Annotated in this window: 16 protein-coding genes and 3 tRNA genes; 12 read left to right on the top strand and 7 right to left on the bottom strand. The window is 32.5% G+C overall.

Translation table 11 applies throughout. From position 1 onward, the window contains the following. Nucleotides 1-22 precede the first annotated feature (22 nt). The 3 genes from NG655_RS04360 to tgt are packed head-to-tail and all read right to left on the bottom strand — an operon-like array spanning nucleotide 23 to nucleotide 3,121. The gene (locus NG655_RS04360; protein ID WP_252158122.1) at nucleotides 23-922 is read right to left on the bottom strand and encodes a DMT family transporter; all 900 of its coding nucleotides are present in this window, start codon (nucleotides 920-922) and stop codon (nucleotides 23-25) included. Then, the gene (locus NG655_RS04355) at nucleotides 909-1,988 is read right to left on the bottom strand and encodes an LptF/LptG family permease (RefSeq protein WP_272876339.1); all 1,080 of its coding nucleotides are present in this window, start codon (nucleotides 1,986-1,988) and stop codon (nucleotides 909-911) included. Before NG655_RS04355 ends, NG655_RS04360 begins: the two co-directional genes overlap by 14 nt. Before the next feature lie 2 nt (nucleotides 1,989-1,990). Then, the gene (tgt, locus tag NG655_RS04350; RefSeq protein ID WP_252158120.1) at nucleotides 1,991-3,121 is read right to left on the bottom strand and encodes a tRNA guanosine(34) transglycosylase Tgt; all 1,131 of its coding nucleotides are present in this window, start codon (nucleotides 3,119-3,121) and stop codon (nucleotides 1,991-1,993) included. 157 nt (nucleotides 3,122-3,278) lie between these two features. Here tgt and NG655_RS04345 point away from each other — a divergent pair, with 157 nt between their 5' ends. From NG655_RS04345 to NG655_RS04335, 3 genes are read left to right on the top strand one after another with little or no spacing between them, the layout of a single operon-like run. Further along, nucleotides 3,279-4,124 carry a transketolase gene (locus NG655_RS04345; RefSeq protein ID WP_252158119.1) on the top strand — a complete coding sequence of 282 codons (846 nt, stop codon included), beginning with the start codon at nucleotides 3,279-3,281 and terminating at the stop codon, nucleotides 4,122-4,124. Nucleotides 4,125-4,154: 30 nt separating this feature from the next. Further along, the gene (locus NG655_RS04340) at nucleotides 4,155-5,108 is read left to right on the top strand and encodes a transketolase family protein (protein WP_252158118.1); all 954 of its coding nucleotides are present in this window, start codon (nucleotides 4,155-4,157) and stop codon (nucleotides 5,106-5,108) included. A gap of 6 nt (nucleotides 5,109-5,114) precedes the next feature. Then, complete coding sequence (locus tag NG655_RS04335) at nucleotides 5,115-5,729, top strand: outer membrane beta-barrel protein (protein ID WP_252158117.1); 615 nt, start codon at nucleotides 5,115-5,117, stop codon at nucleotides 5,727-5,729. 149 nt (nucleotides 5,730-5,878) lie between these two features. Here the strand turns inward: NG655_RS04335 and NG655_RS04330 are convergent, their stop codons facing one another. Further along, nucleotides 5,879-6,784 (bottom strand): FKBP-type peptidyl-prolyl cis-trans isomerase, encoded by a 906-nt coding sequence (locus NG655_RS04330; RefSeq protein WP_252158116.1) that lies wholly within the window; start codon nucleotides 6,782-6,784, stop codon nucleotides 5,879-5,881. A 70-nt stretch (nucleotides 6,785-6,854) separates the two neighbouring features. Between NG655_RS04330 and NG655_RS04325 the strand changes: the two genes are divergently transcribed. Together NG655_RS04325 and NG655_RS04320 are read left to right on the top strand one after the other, a co-directional pair. Further along, a complete protein-coding gene (locus NG655_RS04325) occupies nucleotides 6,855-7,226 on the top strand; it encodes an RNA-binding S4 domain-containing protein (protein WP_252158115.1) in 372 nt (123 codons plus the stop codon). A 115-nt stretch (nucleotides 7,227-7,341) separates the two neighbouring features. Beyond that, the gene (locus NG655_RS04320; RefSeq protein ID WP_252158114.1) at nucleotides 7,342-7,845 is read left to right on the top strand and encodes a phosphoribosyltransferase family protein; all 504 of its coding nucleotides are present in this window, start codon (nucleotides 7,342-7,344) and stop codon (nucleotides 7,843-7,845) included. On the opposite strand, the gene NG655_RS04315 is transcribed toward NG655_RS04320, so the two are convergent. Next, nucleotides 7,837-8,355, bottom strand: a complete 519-nt coding sequence (locus NG655_RS04315) for a shikimate kinase (RefSeq protein ID WP_252158113.1) — start codon at nucleotides 8,353-8,355, stop codon at nucleotides 7,837-7,839. The two genes, NG655_RS04320 and NG655_RS04315, sit on opposite strands and share 9 nt — an antisense overlap. Before the next feature lie 96 nt (nucleotides 8,356-8,451). Between NG655_RS04315 and NG655_RS04310 the strand changes: the two genes are divergently transcribed. The 6 genes from NG655_RS04310 to NG655_RS04285 all read left to right on the top strand — a co-directional run bounded on the left by NG655_RS04310 (nucleotide 8,452) and on the right by NG655_RS04285 (nucleotide 11,038). Continuing rightward, nucleotides 8,452-8,524: transfer RNA gene (locus tag NG655_RS04310), tRNA-Lys, on the top strand. Between the two features lie 15 nt (nucleotides 8,525-8,539). Further along, nucleotides 8,540-8,612: transfer RNA gene (locus tag NG655_RS04305), tRNA-Lys, on the top strand. 5 nt (nucleotides 8,613-8,617) lie between these two features. After that, nucleotides 8,618-8,701, top strand: a tRNA-Leu gene (locus NG655_RS04300). 82 nt (nucleotides 8,702-8,783) lie between these two features. After that, nucleotides 8,784-9,707 (top strand): MerR family transcriptional regulator, encoded by a 924-nt coding sequence (locus NG655_RS04295; RefSeq protein WP_252158112.1) that lies wholly within the window; start codon nucleotides 8,784-8,786, stop codon nucleotides 9,705-9,707. Between the two features lie 40 nt (nucleotides 9,708-9,747). Further along, nucleotides 9,748-10,587 carry a phytoene/squalene synthase family protein gene (locus NG655_RS04290; RefSeq protein ID WP_252158111.1) on the top strand — a complete coding sequence of 280 codons (840 nt, stop codon included), beginning with the start codon at nucleotides 9,748-9,750 and terminating at the stop codon, nucleotides 10,585-10,587. Between the two features lies 1 nt (nucleotide 10,588). After that, on the top strand, nucleotides 10,589-11,038 hold the full coding sequence (locus NG655_RS04285; RefSeq protein WP_252158110.1) for a sterol desaturase family protein: 450 nt from the start codon (nucleotides 10,589-10,591) through the stop codon (nucleotides 11,036-11,038). 3 nt (nucleotides 11,039-11,041) lie between these two features. Here NG655_RS04285 and NG655_RS04280 read toward each other — a convergent pair whose 3' ends face one another. Further along, on the bottom strand, nucleotides 11,042-12,448 hold the full coding sequence (locus NG655_RS04280) for a peptidylprolyl isomerase (protein ID WP_252158109.1): 1,407 nt from the start codon (nucleotides 12,446-12,448) through the stop codon (nucleotides 11,042-11,044). Beyond that, nucleotides 12,411-13,304, bottom strand: coding sequence for a peptidyl-prolyl cis-trans isomerase (locus NG655_RS04275; RefSeq protein WP_252158108.1), 894 nt, complete (start codon nucleotides 13,302-13,304; stop codon nucleotides 12,411-12,413). Before NG655_RS04275 ends, NG655_RS04280 begins: the two co-directional genes overlap by 38 nt. 173 nt (nucleotides 13,305-13,477) lie before the next feature. Here NG655_RS04275 and NG655_RS04270 point away from each other — a divergent pair, with 173 nt between their 5' ends. Further along, complete coding sequence (locus NG655_RS04270) at nucleotides 13,478-13,813, top strand: T9SS type A sorting domain-containing protein (RefSeq protein ID WP_252158107.1); 336 nt, start codon at nucleotides 13,478-13,480, stop codon at nucleotides 13,811-13,813. Nucleotides 13,814-13,861: the final 48 nt, after the last annotated feature.

Raw genomic sequence — 13,861 nt, 5'->3', positions numbered from 1 at the left:
TTGAGAGCTAAAGTATAAATTTTTAGTAATTGGAGCTAGTTTTTTTTGATTTGCGTGCCTTATAAATACCATTTCCTATTACTGAGGTGAGTATAATAATTACACCAATGTAAAAATTAAAACTCATTATTTCTTTTTCGCCAAAGATATAAATTGAAAAAAGAATAGCATAAATAGGTTCCATATTTAATGAAATCATTATTGTGTAAGGGGTCAGCTCTTTCATAATTTCTACAGAGGCAATAAAAGCATAGGCTGTACAAATTGAAGCTAGTAGAAACATCCATAAAGCATCATATCCATTCCATACAAATATATTTTCTGGGATTTCCATTGAAAAAACAAGCCATAAGAGCAAAGCTAGACTACCCATTACTAGCTGATAAAATGAGATTGAAGCTGCTTCATTATTTTCTATTAATTTTCCATTGAGCAGCGTAAACAAAACCGATAATAATGTAGACAAAAGAGCAATGTATATCCCTAAAGACGAGTCTCTTTCCGCTCTAAATATCAAACCCAGCCCAAGAATTACCAGTGCTCCAAAAAACACTTCATACCCTCTTATTTTTCTTTTGTAAAAAATGGGCTCCAAAAAAGAAGTCATTAAAGATGCTGATGACAAAACAGAGAGGGTTATTGAAACGGATGAAATTTTTATGGCATAAAAAAATAAAATCCAATGAATAGAAATAAGCAATCCGCCTAAGAGAAAACTAAGGAGTGCCTTGGGTTTAACTAGAAAATAACGTGGTTTAAAAAAAATGAAATATAAACCTATAATTAAAGAGGCTATAATAACTCTGAACAAAACAATTTCAAATGAACTTTTTTGAATTAATGCTCCTAGTATGGAAGTAAATCCCCAAATAAAAATTAAAAAGTGTAAGTGGATGAGACTTTTTGATCTAACGCTTAGCATAACTTAGTAATACAATTGCAAGAATTCCAAATAGACCAAGAGGGAGCCAGGCTCCAATTGCGGGTGACATGTCAGTTTTATCAACCATAACTCCAAATATTTTGTCAAAAAATATAAAAGTAAAACCGGTTATAATTCCAAAAGCAAGATTAACCCCCATTCCTCCTCTTCTTTTAAATGAAGAAACAGCAACGGCAATTATTGTAAGTACAAAAACAGAAAGTGGGATACTGTAACGCTTATGTCTGGCTAAAAGATGTAGATCTATCAGTGGAGATCCGCTTCGCTCTTCCTCTGCTATGAAATCGTTTAGTTCCCCTAAAGGCAGTGTTTCCGCTAAATAATTTAAGGGTGCTAAGTCTTGAATTTCAAAATCAAAGAGGGTGTCTTTTCGGTTTTCTTGTTCAAATACTTCACCCATCTCGTTTATGGTTCTTTTTCTGTAATTTATAAGCCTAAAATTAGAATCTTTATCGATCCAACGAATCGTCTGAGCAAAGATTTTAAATTTTAATTGCTCTCCTTCAAAATGTTCTAAAGTAAAATTATTCCCTCTTTTTCTTTTTGGGTTATAACTACTTACATAAACATATTCATTGTCATTAATCTGTTTGTAAAGATTAGAGGTTGTTCGATCATCTTTTTTTCTGCTGATGTATTTATGCTTAAATTCTTTAAACCCTTTGCTTGCCTGAGGGACTATAAACATTCCTGCTAGGAACGCAGTTGTAGAGATTGCTGCAGCTGCAATTAAAAAAGGTCTTAAATATCTATAAAAAGATACTCCTGAACTCAAAATGGCTATAACTTCTGAATTATTAGCCAGTTTGGAAGTAAACCAGATGATGGATAAAAATAAAAAAACAGGATATAGCAGATTCCCAAAATACCAAGTAAAATCTAAATAGTAATCTATAATTGCTTCAAGGGGGACTTCTTTTTCTTTAAACTTGTCAATTTTCTCAGAGACATCTACCATTATTCCAATAGGAATGAATAGGAGTAACATAACAGAGAATGTTCCTATGTAGCGTTTAATTATATAGAGGTCAATTTTTTTTAACAAAGCTATAGACGTTTATCCATGTTTTTAACCATTTTTTCTTTCCAACTATAAAAATCTCCAGCAATTATTCGTTTTCTAGCTTCTCGCATCAACCATAAATAGAACCCTAAATTATGTATTGTAGCAATTTGCTTTCCAAGCATTTCATTTACTTTAAAGAGGTGTCTAAGATACGCTTTTGAATAATCTGTATCAACAAAAGTATAACCAGCAGGATCGATCATTGAAAAATCGTCTTCCCATTTTTTGTTTTTAATATTTATTGTACCCTCTGCTGTAAACAACATCCCATTTCTAGCGTTTCGAGTTGGCATAACACAATCAAACATATCCACACCTAGGGCTACATTTTCTAATAAGTTAATAGGAGTTCCAACACCCATTAAATATCTAGGCTTGTCTTCTGGTAATACACTACAAACAACTTCGGTCATTGCATACATTTCTTCGGCAGGCTCACCCACAGAAAGTCCCCCAATAGCGTTACCTTCAGCTCCCTTACTTGCAATATATTCAGCAGACTGAAGTCTTAAATCTTTATAAGTACTCCCCTGGACAATTGGGAAAAAGGTTTGAGTGTAATCATACAAAAAAGGACTTTTTTCATTTTGAATTAAACAACGCTCTAGCCATCTATGTGTCATATGCATTGATCTTTTTGCATAACGATAATCACAGGGATAAGGAGTGCATTCATCAAAGGCCATTATTATATCTGCACCTATTTTTCTTTGAATATCAATTACATTTTCAGGAGTAAAAAAATGATAAGAACCATCTACATGCGATTTAAACTTTACTCCTTCTTCTTTGATTTTTCTATTTGCAGAAAGTGAATAAACTTGATATCCTCCTGAATCTGTAAGAATGGGGCGCTTCCAATTCATGAATTTATGTAATCCTCCTGCCTTTTCTATGATATCGGTTTGAGGTCTTAAATACAAATGATAGGTGTTTCCGAGTATAATGTCTGGATTAATTTCTTGTTCTAGGTCTCTTTGATGTACACCTTTTACTGTAGCAGCAGTTCCAACAGGCATAAAAATAGGAGTCTCAACTACACCATGATCTGTGGTGATAGAACCCGCTCGAGCTTTACTGTTTGGATCACTTGCAATACGTTCAAATTTCATAAATAAAAAATATTGCCAAAGATAACGAACTTGCCCCTATCAAGGGCCTTCAAATTAAATTTTAGTAAAATGTTAAAGAAGACGTTAATAAGTATTCGATTTATGTTTGTTGATGGTTCACAAAGATGTATTTTTGCATTAAATATCATTTGAATTCATGCAAACACAATACTCATTAGAACAAATTGTTTCTCAAGTACGAAGAGACATCCTTAGAATGGTACATAAAGTAAATTCAGGTCATCCTGGAGGTTCTTTAGGCTGTACAGAATTTTTAGTTTGTCTTTATAACGAAGTAATGGACCTTAAAGAAGGGTTTGATATGGACGGGATAAATGAAGATGTATTCTTCCTTTCTAACGGTCACATTTCTCCTGTTTTTTATAGTGTTTTAGCTCATAGAGGTTATTTTCCAGTTGAGGAATTAAATACGTTTAGATTAATAAATTCAAGATTACAAGGGCATCCAACAACTCATGAAGGTCTTCCTGGGATCCGAATGGCTTCTGGTTCTCTTGGCCAGGGTCTTTCTGTAGCTCTTGGAGCTGCACAAGCAAAAAAACTCAATAAAGACAGTCATTTAGTTTACACGCTTCTTGGTGACGGCGAACTCCAAGAGGGTCAAAATTGGGAAGCTATAATGTATGCTGCCGGAAAAAAAGTAGACAACATTATTGCTACAATTGATTTAAATGAAAAACAAATCGATGGCCCAACCGATGTTGTTATGCCAATGGGAGATCTTTCTGCTAAATTCATTTCATTCGGTTGGGATGTACTTACTGTAGAAGATGGTAATGATTTATCTCAAATTACTGCCGCTCTTAAAGAAGCAAAATCTAAGACTGGAAAAGGAAAACCGATTTGCATTCTTTTAAAAACAGAAATGGGTAATGGTGTTGACTTTATGATGAATACACACGCATGGCATGGAAAAGCGCCAAATGATGAACAATTAGAAAGTGCTCTAGCCCAGAATCCAGAAACTTTAGGAGATTATTAAAAAGCTGCAACAACAGAAATAAAAAACATTATGATAGAATATATAAATCAAGGTTCTAAAGATACACGATCAGGTTTCGGTGCTGGTCTTACAGAGCTAGGAAGAACAAATCCAAATGTAGTTGCCTTGTGTGCAGACTTGATAGGATCCCTAAAAATGGATCAGTTTATTGAAGAAAATCCAGAACGTTTTTTTCAAATAGGTATTGCGGAAGCTAATATGATTGGAATTGCAGCTGGCTTAACAATTGGAGGTAAAATTCCATTTACAGGAACGTTTGCAAACTTTTCTACTGGAAGAGTATATGATCAAATTCGTCAATCAATTGCATACTCAGATAAAAACGTAAAAATATGTGCATCTCACGCAGGTGTTACTCTCGGGGAAGATGGTGCAACGCACCAAATACTAGAAGACATTGGATTAATGAAAATGCTTCCTGGAATGACGGTTATCAATACATGTGATTACAACCAAACTAAAGCAGCTACAATTGCAATTGCTGATTTCGAAGGACCTGTTTACCTTAGATTCGGAAGACCTTCTGTAGCTAATTTTACACCTGTAGATCAGAAGTTTGAGGTAGGAAAAGGAATTTTGTTACAAGAAGGTTCTGATGTTACTATTGTGGCTACTGGACACTTAGTTTGGGAAGCCCTTGAAGCTGCCAAAATACTTAATGATCAGGGAATTAAAGCTGAAGTTATTAATATTCACACCATCAAACCTCTTGATGATGAAATTATTTTAAAATCTGTTGCCAAAACGGGTTGTGTTGTTACAGCTGAGGAACATAACTATTTAGGAGGTTTAGGAGAAAGTGTTGCACGAGTACTTTCATTAAACCACCCTGTACCTCAAGAGTTTATAGCAACTCAAGATACCTTCGGGGAATCTGGTACACCTGCTCAGTTAATGGAAAAGTACGGTTTAAACAAAGATGCTATTGTATCGGCTACTCAAAAAGTTATAAAACGTAAATAAAAGAATATGACTAAGAAATTAACTAAAAGTTTTACCTTAATTGCTTTATTTATATCCTCTTTAAACTATGCTCAATTTGAGTTTGGTGTTAAAGCAGGGTTAAATTATGACTCTTTAGGAGATGTTAATTACACTGAGTTTTCTGAAACAAATCTGTCAGCTGGATCTCAAACTGGGTATCATATTGGAATTTACAGCAAAATAGATTTACTCTTATTTTATTTACGTCCTGAAATTCAATTTACAAAAATCAATAGTGGTGTTCAAAACACAGATATTGGAATTAGTAAAATAGAAGCTCCTGTTTTATTAGGTTATAAAATTCTTGGTCCCTTAAGCGTTTTTGCAGGTCCTAGTTTTCAGTATATACTTAATGAAGATGTTGAAGGAATTGAACTCACTGAAGTCGAAGAAAATTTCACTGTTGGTTTGCAAATAGGAACCCGTTTGAACTTGGGAAGATTTGGTTTAGGAGTTAGATATGAACGTGGATTTACAGACAACGACATTAAAATCCTTGGTGTTAATGGAGTTGATATTGAGCCAGGTAGAATTGATGCACGTCCAAACCAATTTATTGTTAGTGCGTCCTATGAATTAAAAAGCAGATCGAAAGATTAAGTCAAGTCGACCTAATCATTAGATTTAAGTGGCACTAACACTGTTTTATTTTATTTTTTCTCCTAATTCCATTTGAAAGGTCTTTCCAATAACAAACATTTGTTTGTCTGGATTTTTGGGAAGAGAATATTTAAAAAAGAATTAAAATTCTAACTATCAGAATCTAAATAATCTGGAATACCGTCGTTATCACTATCATCAATAACACCATCACCATCTACATCTAACTCCAACACCGTTAGGATTCCATCCCCATCGTCATCAAAATCATTTAGATTGAAGACACCGTCGCCATCTGTATCGTCATTTAAAGGGTTTCCATCACCGTCAGGATCTTCGTCAATAGACAAAACCCCATCATTATCGTGGTCATTTTGTTTGGTTGTGTAAACAGAAACTGAAAAAACAAGAGGAGAATAAGAAGGTAAAGAAAGACCTTGAGATGTGGAATAATAACCAATACCAGAAGGCAGGAAGATCATACCCTGTCCATAATCTTGAAAGACCGTTAAATTATCATCCGTTTGTGTAAAAGTTCCTGGAGCAAAGAATTGCAACCCATATCGAAACCCAGTAATAACAGCAGTATTATCAAACCAAATTGGACTACTAAGTCGTTGGTCAAAAATGGTTCCGTCCAATAAATTTCCTTTATATGTTAGATATTCAGAATCAACTATTGTAGGCTTATCATCTACCCGAGACCCCTGTTTAGCAACAATATAATACAACGTATGATTCACTATTGTATTGTCAGTGTTTGTAACAGGCACAGAGATTTGTTGAACCTGATCAATCATTGGAATTTTATCAGCATTATCCCCTGCAATGGTATCTATAACAATAGGAACATTATCACCAGTTGCTTCGAATTCTTCGTAGTTATAAAAGTGGGTTGTTAAATACTCCACTAGTAATGCATCATCTATTAAAAACTGTTCTGCATAATCTCTTACCTCAACAGGTTCATTTATATTATTATCAACTGAATTACAAGAGCTTAACGAAATTATAAGCACTAATATAGGTATGTAAAATTTGATATAACGAAGCATAGGGTCTATTTTGGTGCGCAAGATACAATTTTACTTTATTTTTGAAATAAATTTAACGTAGTTTTAAAGAATGAGAATTGATCAATATTTATGGGCAGTACGTTACTTCAAATCGAGAAGTATTGCTTCTAAAGCCTGTAAAAAAGGACAGGTAAAAGTAAACGACCAGATTGTAAAACCCTCCAGAGAAGTTTATCCAACTGACAAGATAATAGTTCGAAAAGATCAAATAAATTTATCTCTTGAAGTTTTAGATATACCTAAAAGCAGAGTTGGTGCAAAACTTGTAGATATTTATCGAGTTAACACAACACCAAAAGATGCTTTTAAACAAAATGAATTACAGAATCTAGCACAAGACTATTACAGACAAAAAGGAGAAGGTAGACCAACTAAAAAAGATCGAAGAGAATTAGATGATTATACTGAAGACCCCAATTAGTATTATTATAAACCAAAATCCTTTTTTAAAATGATTTTGAAGTTAAGTTGATTTAAGAGGTTAAAACTTTATAACTTTGTATTAACCTAAGAATTTGCTTTAATAACAACATCCTATGACAAAAGATGCAACCCTTATCGTTGATGGCTTAACCATAAACCATAGTACAAGAAGAATTGCTTATCAGATTTACGAAGCAAACTTTAATCATAAAACACTTTATGTAGTTGGTATCTCAAAAAGCGGAGTTTTATTTGCTAAGAATATAATTTCTGTACTGAAAGAAATTACAGATTTAGAAATAAATTTTATTCAATTAGAAATTAATAAGAAAGACCCCCATTTACCTATTAAAACATCAGAAGAAGTAGAAGTCCTAAAAGGTCAATCGGTGGTCTTAATTGATGATGTTTTGAACACTGGAAGTACTTTAATATATGCAGCTAAACATTTATTAGAGGTTCCATTAAAACAATTAAAAACAGCTGTTTTAGTAAATCGAAATCACAAGAATTATCCAATAAAAGCAGACTATAAAGGAATTTCATTATCAACATCAATTAATGAGCATATTGCTGTTAATCTAGATAAAGGATCAGAAGGAGTTTTCTTAAAATAAGTTTTTGATTTTTAAAGCTAGTTCCTCAGGAGTATCTGAGTCAACCGAGACCGAATGATCAGCTTTGCTATAAAAAGGTAATCTTTCGAATAAATGCTTCCCTATGTATTCTAATAAAACTTCTTCATTGTTTATGTGACTTATCATAGGTCGTTTATTTCGTTCTTTAAATAATCGATCAGCGAGGGTTTTTATGGATGCTTTTAAATATATACTATGAGCATTTGAATTAGTTATTAAATCCATAGAATCGTAATAACAAGGAGTTCCTCCTCCTAAAGAAAGTACAATAGGATCTTTCTGAAGTAAAAGTTTTTCTAAATAAGTACGCTCTTTTTTCCTAAAATAAAGTTCACCCTTACGTTCAAAAATGGATTTTACAGACATTTTCTCCTGTTTTTCTATATAAGAATCAAGGTCAACATATGGAATATCAACAGATTGAGAAAGCGCCTTCCCAACTCTAGATTTACCGCATCCCATATAGCCTATTAGTATAATTGTATCCAACAAAATTTTATTTTAAAAATCAAATGTAAATTTAGCGATTTAGAATATGAAATATTAATATTTGCACGTATATTTGCAGCCTTAAAATACTAAAACGATCTGGTAGCTCAGCTGGTAGAGCATCTCCCTTTTAAGGAGAGGGTCCTGGGTTCGAACCCCAGCCAGATCACAATTATTCTTTTAAGATCTGGTAGCTCAGCTGGTAGAGCATCTCCCTTTTAAGGAGAGGGTCCTGGGTTCGAACCCCAGCCAGATCACTTCAGCGCACGTGGCGGAATTGGTAGACGCGCTAGCTTGAGGGGCTAGTGGGATTTTTCCCGTGGAAGTTCGAGTCTTCTCGTGCGCACTCGTTGTTTCCCTTATTTATTAATACTTTTACTTTTTATTTTCGTATTTTTGTTTAAACTTTTTTAATAAAGTTTAAACTAATGGATCGTATAAAGAGCAGTTTTAGTATAAAAAACCTGGAACATATTTCAGGGATTAAAGCGCATACCATAAGAATTTGGGAAAAGCGTTACAACTTACTTTCCCCGGAAAGAACCGATACTAATATTCGAAGATATTCCTTAGACAGTCTTCGTAAGTTGTTAAATATCACTTTACTATACAGTAATGGTGTTAAGATTTCTAAAATAGCTAAACTTAATATTGATGAAATCTCACAACTAGTTCGCCAAATTTCTTTGGAGTCAAAATCAGAACAAACCTCAATTAATGCGTTCAAACTTGCCATGGTCAATTTTGATACCTCACTCTTTGATTTGACTTTCGATGAACTTATTAAGGAAAAGGATTTTGAATTTGTTTATATGAACGTTTTCGTTCCCCTGATGATGGAACTTGGTATTTTATGGCAAACCAATACAATTAGCCCCTCACACGAGCACTTCATTACAAATTTAATTAAACAAAAAATTCACGTTCAAACAGATATTATTCAAGCAAAAAAAGAAAATAGAACGGACGACCCTTGCTTTATTTTATTTTTGCCTGAAAATGAAATTCATGAATTAAGTTTATTATTCCTAAACCAACTCATCTTGTCTAAAGGATTTAAGACCATATTTTTAGGGCAGTCTTTACCTAGTGATAGCTTATCAACTTTTTTAAATTTTAATTCTACAATTCACTTTGTGACTTTTTGTACAGTTGAACCAAACCCAGATAAAATGAATGAGTTTGTTGAAGATTTCAATGAACAAATTTTACTAAAAAGCGATTCTACACTTTCAATCTTTGGAAATAGAACAAAAGACATTACGCTTGAAATATTACCTACCAAAGTATACACATTTACCGGGCTTCATAAATTTAAAGCTGATTTTTTGAATCGGGACAAGATTCTATGATTTTTTGTATAAATTTGTTAGAATACAAGAAGTGAAAACAATGAAAACTATATTTGATATTTTATCAAACGAATGCAGTAAATTAGTTACTGTATCTTACAGTACCTCGTTTTCGTTGGCTACTAAAATGTTAGACGTTTCTATACGGAAAGATATTTACAACATCTATGGTTTTGTTCGTTTTGCAGACGAAATTGTTGATAGCTTTCATTTGTATAAGAAAGAAGAACTGTTAGATCGCTTTGAAAATGATCTATACCATGCCTTAGATCATAAAATAAGCTTAAATCCAATCTTAAATTCCTTTCAAAACACTTTCCATTCTTACCAACTGGATATAGAGCATGTAAAAGCTTTTATGAAAAGTATGCGCTGGGATTTACATAAAAAAAAATACCTTACAAAAGAAGACTATAAAGAATACATCTATGGTTCAGCAGATGTTGTTGGTTTAATGTGTTTGAAAGTATTTGTTAAAGGAAATCTAGCTCTATATAATGAACTTAAAGAATCTGCGATGTCTCTGGGTTCAGGATTTCAAAAGGTAAATTTTTTAAGAGATCTTAAAGCAGATCAAGAAGGATTAGAACGCTCTTATTTTCCGGGCACGGATTTAAAAAACTTCAATGAACTTTCAAAAAACCTAATTATCAAGGAAATAGAAAATGATTTTGAAGCTGGAATGAAAGGGATTCTGAAACTACCAAAAGAAGCTCAGTTTGGAGTTTACACTGCGTATAAATACTACTACCAATTGCTTCTAAAATTAAAGAAAATCCCTTCCTGCGATATAAAAGAATCCAGAGTACGTGTTCCTAATTATCAAAAATTAAGTGTTCTCGCTCAATCTTACTTAAATTATCGATTAAACTTACTTTAGAATGACAACCTTATTTTGGATATTGATTTATCTTTTTACATTCATATTTATGGAATTTATGGCTTGGTTTTCTCATAAATACATAATGCACGGTTTCTTATGGAGCTTACACAAAGATCACCACAAAAAAGATCATGACTCCTGGTTCGAAAGAAATGACTTGTTTTTTATATTTTATGCAATTGTAAGCATGTCTCTTGTAATTTTATGGGGAGAATATGGGTTTTGGGCAGGTTTACCAATGGCGCTAGGAATCTTTACTTATGGATTGAGCTATTTTATCGTTCATGATATATTCATCCATCAACGATTTAAAATATTTAAAAAAACTAATTCTAGGTATGCAAAAGGCTTAAGAAGAGCACATAAAATGCATCACAAAAGCATTCATAAAGAAGATGGCGAATGTTTTGGAATGCTATGGGTTCCATTGAAGTACTTCAAACAATAAAAATCACTTTTTAGACCAGTTGTTTGTAAATTCGCAAGATTTATAATCTTTACTAATACTCACGTAGGTATCTTCTATTCTTTCTTTTGTCCATTTCTCTATAGCTCTAAGCTGCTTATCTTTCAGCGCTAATTCTTTAATTCTAATAAAATCTTGAGAATAGTCAGCAACATGCTCTTCAAAACGGTTGGTAATCATAATGATTTTATATTTCTTCAACCCGGAGCGGTCTGTATCAAGAAGAGGAACAGAAATTTCACCCTCTTTAAGCTTGCTTACCTGATTATATAAATCTGGATCCATTTTAGTAAGTTCAAATCGTGTGTCACCGGTTACTGGATTTATTAAGGTTCCACCACTATTTCGTGTTTCTTTTTCACTAGAAAAATTAAAAGCCGCATCACTAAAAGTAATCTCTTTATCGACTATTCTTTTTCGTAGTGAGTCCAAAATTGTTCGCGATTGATTTAATTGTTCTACATCAACTTTAGGAGTTAAAAGAATGTGTCGAACATCTACTTGTTGTCCTCTAATTTTATCTACAGTTACGATATGCCAACCAAAATCAGATTTAAAGGGTTGAGAAATCTGTCCTTCTTCGAGGCCAAAGGCTGCATCTCTAAACTCCTTTACCATACGAGGTCTTTTTCGGTGTAATGTATATTTACCCCCTGTTGATCTTGAACCTGGGTCCTGAGAATATAAAATTGCTTTAGAAGCAAAGCTTAAACCTTTCTCCTCAACATCATTTTTAAAATCTTTAAGCCTATTAATAACTCGTTGTGTCTCTTCATCAGAAACCGCAGGTTCAATTACTATTTGAGCTAATTCAATTTCAGTTCCAAACACAGGAAGTTCGTCCTCTGGGATTGACTCAAAAAAACTTCTTACCTCTTCCGGTGTTATTTCTATTTTAGATACAATCTCCGATTGCATTAAAGAAGCTAGTTTTTGTAATTTATTAATCTCAAAAAGTTGCTCTCTAAAAGAAAATTCATCTGGCTTGTTATAAAACTCCAATACTTTTTCGATACTCCCTAATTGCTCTGTAAAGTATTCTATACTTTGATCAACATAACTATACACCTCAGAATCACTCACAATAAGGCTGTCTTGTACCGCATGATGTGCATATAGTTTATCTTCCATTAACTTACCTAACAATTGACATCTCTCAATTCCTTCAGTAGAAATTCCTTGAGATTTCATGTCAACTAGTGTTTTATCAATATCAGAATCAAGAATAACGTAATCTCCCACTACAGCAGAAACACCATCAATTTTAATCCGTTTAGATTTATCGTTGTTTAACGGTCCTTGAGCTGAAATATTAAAACTTAATGTAAAAGCAAAAAGAAGGAGTAAATAATTTTTAACGGTAAAGTTCAAATTTCTTTGTTCGTATGGCATCTTGTAATATTTCTTTATCAAATTGTCTAATAAAATCTAATTTCCTTTTGTTGAATACAATTTTTCGTATCGTATTTTCTATGGATACAAGTGGTGCAATTTCGTTTCGCAACAAGTAATCATCAACAAAAAGCAAATATACTTCTAATGAATCCTCAATGAGAAAAAATTGTGATTTTTTTAAGTACTCTTCAAAGTTATTTTCTTCAATAACTGATAAGGTTTTAATTAGATCTCTTTTTGACAACCATACAGAATCTCTTATTTCATAAGAATTGAACTGAAATGAAAGTGAATCCAAGAATCTGACATCCTCTTCATTGAAACGTATTAGTTTTTCTTTAATTTCAAGAATATCAATATTTTCTGAGGGTAAAGCTACGTACCTGATCTTCAAGAGGGTTTCATTTAAAAGAAAATTATTTTGATTGTTCTCATAATACTGTTCAATTTCTTTTTTACTAATTAATGTGTCTATACTCGACTTTACAACAAATTCTTTGTAAGCACTACTCCATAAATCAGATCGGTATGAACTAACTAATTCATCTAACTTTTCTTGTGATTCAATATCGAGATTAATGACAGCTTGGTTTATAAGCAATTGTTTTCGTGCCCAGTTGTTGATATAATTTTCTGCTTGAATAATGCTATCACTTTCGGTATTAAAGTTGATTATGTTATTTTCTAACTCTGAATGGTATAAAAAAGAATTACCTGCTCTAGCAATAACTGCATCATTATTAACCTTGTAAAATTGCTCACAACTTAATGTTGACAATAACAGGGTAAAGATACTTATAAGCACAAGTAAATTATGTTTTAAAACATCGTGAAGTTGAAAAGCTTTGTGCATAATACTTGTTTTTTGTTTGAACGAAAAAAATGAAATTTATTGTGTTTTAGAATGGATTTTTTGATTCAAAATCTTAATAACTTTATCAAGTTACTGTTTATCAGTATTTTATTTGTTTATAAATATTTTTTTATTAACAACTATATATTTAACTTGCATGTATAATTTTCAGGATGAAACATAGTATTTTCTTTTTACTTCTAATTTTATCCCTCGCTTCCCAGAACGCGTTCTCAAACTCTTCCCCTTTAAACTCAAATTCTCTAAGTTTTGACTCAGAGCAAGAGACTGTTAAACTTTTTTACCGTAACGGTACATTTCAAATTCAAGGTCTGACAGGAATTGGAACCATTCAAATTTACACTATTATTGGGAATGAAATTGAAAGATATAATTCAGAGTCTTTAGAAGATTTCAAAAAATCAATTCGACTAGAGTCTGGTAATATGTATATCGTTCGAGTAGAAACTAAATCGATCGTTAAAACATACAAGCTAATAGCTAATTAGCATAGGTTTTCATTCTCCTTAACCTACCTGGATTAAAATTTACTATTA

The sequence above is a fragment of the Candidatus Arcticimaribacter forsetii genome (genome assembly GCF_910589745.1).
GTDB classification, from domain to species: Bacteria; Bacteroidota; Bacteroidia; order Flavobacteriales; family Flavobacteriaceae; genus Arcticimaribacter; species Arcticimaribacter forsetii.
This window is presented reverse-complemented; position numbering and strand designations above follow the sequence as displayed.

Coding starts and splice junctions, on each gene's coding strand:
- NG655_RS04280 (WP_252158109.1), bottom strand. CDS start 12,448: ATGCCATACGAACAAAGAAATTTGAACTTTACCGTTAAAAATTATTTA.
- NG655_RS04320 (WP_252158114.1), top strand. CDS start 7,342: ATGACAAAAGATGCAACCCTTATCGTTGATGGCTTAACCATAAACCAT.
- NG655_RS04275 (WP_252158108.1), bottom strand. CDS start 13,304: ATGCACAAAGCTTTTCAACTTCACGATGTTTTAAAACATAATTTACTT.
- NG655_RS04270 (WP_252158107.1), top strand. CDS start 13,478: ATGAAACATAGTATTTTCTTTTTACTTCTAATTTTATCCCTCGCTTCC.
- NG655_RS04325 (WP_252158115.1), top strand. CDS start 6,855: ATGAGAATTGATCAATATTTATGGGCAGTACGTTACTTCAAATCGAGA.
- NG655_RS04290 (WP_252158111.1), top strand. CDS start 9,748: ATGAAAACTATATTTGATATTTTATCAAACGAATGCAGTAAATTAGTT.
- NG655_RS04340 (WP_252158118.1), top strand. CDS start 4,155: ATGATAGAATATATAAATCAAGGTTCTAAAGATACACGATCAGGTTTC.
- NG655_RS04345 (WP_252158119.1), top strand. CDS start 3,279: ATGCAAACACAATACTCATTAGAACAAATTGTTTCTCAAGTACGAAGA.
- NG655_RS04335 (WP_252158117.1), top strand. CDS start 5,115: ATGACTAAGAAATTAACTAAAAGTTTTACCTTAATTGCTTTATTTATA.
- NG655_RS04330 (WP_252158116.1), bottom strand. CDS start 6,784: ATGCTTCGTTATATCAAATTTTACATACCTATATTAGTGCTTATAATT.
- NG655_RS04360 (WP_252158122.1), bottom strand. CDS start 922: ATGCTAAGCGTTAGATCAAAAAGTCTCATCCACTTACACTTTTTAATT.
- NG655_RS04295 (WP_252158112.1), top strand. CDS start 8,784: ATGGATCGTATAAAGAGCAGTTTTAGTATAAAAAACCTGGAACATATT.
- tgt (WP_252158120.1), bottom strand. CDS start 3,121: ATGAAATTTGAACGTATTGCAAGTGATCCAAACAGTAAAGCTCGAGCG.
- NG655_RS04285 (WP_252158110.1), top strand. CDS start 10,589: ATGACAACCTTATTTTGGATATTGATTTATCTTTTTACATTCATATTT.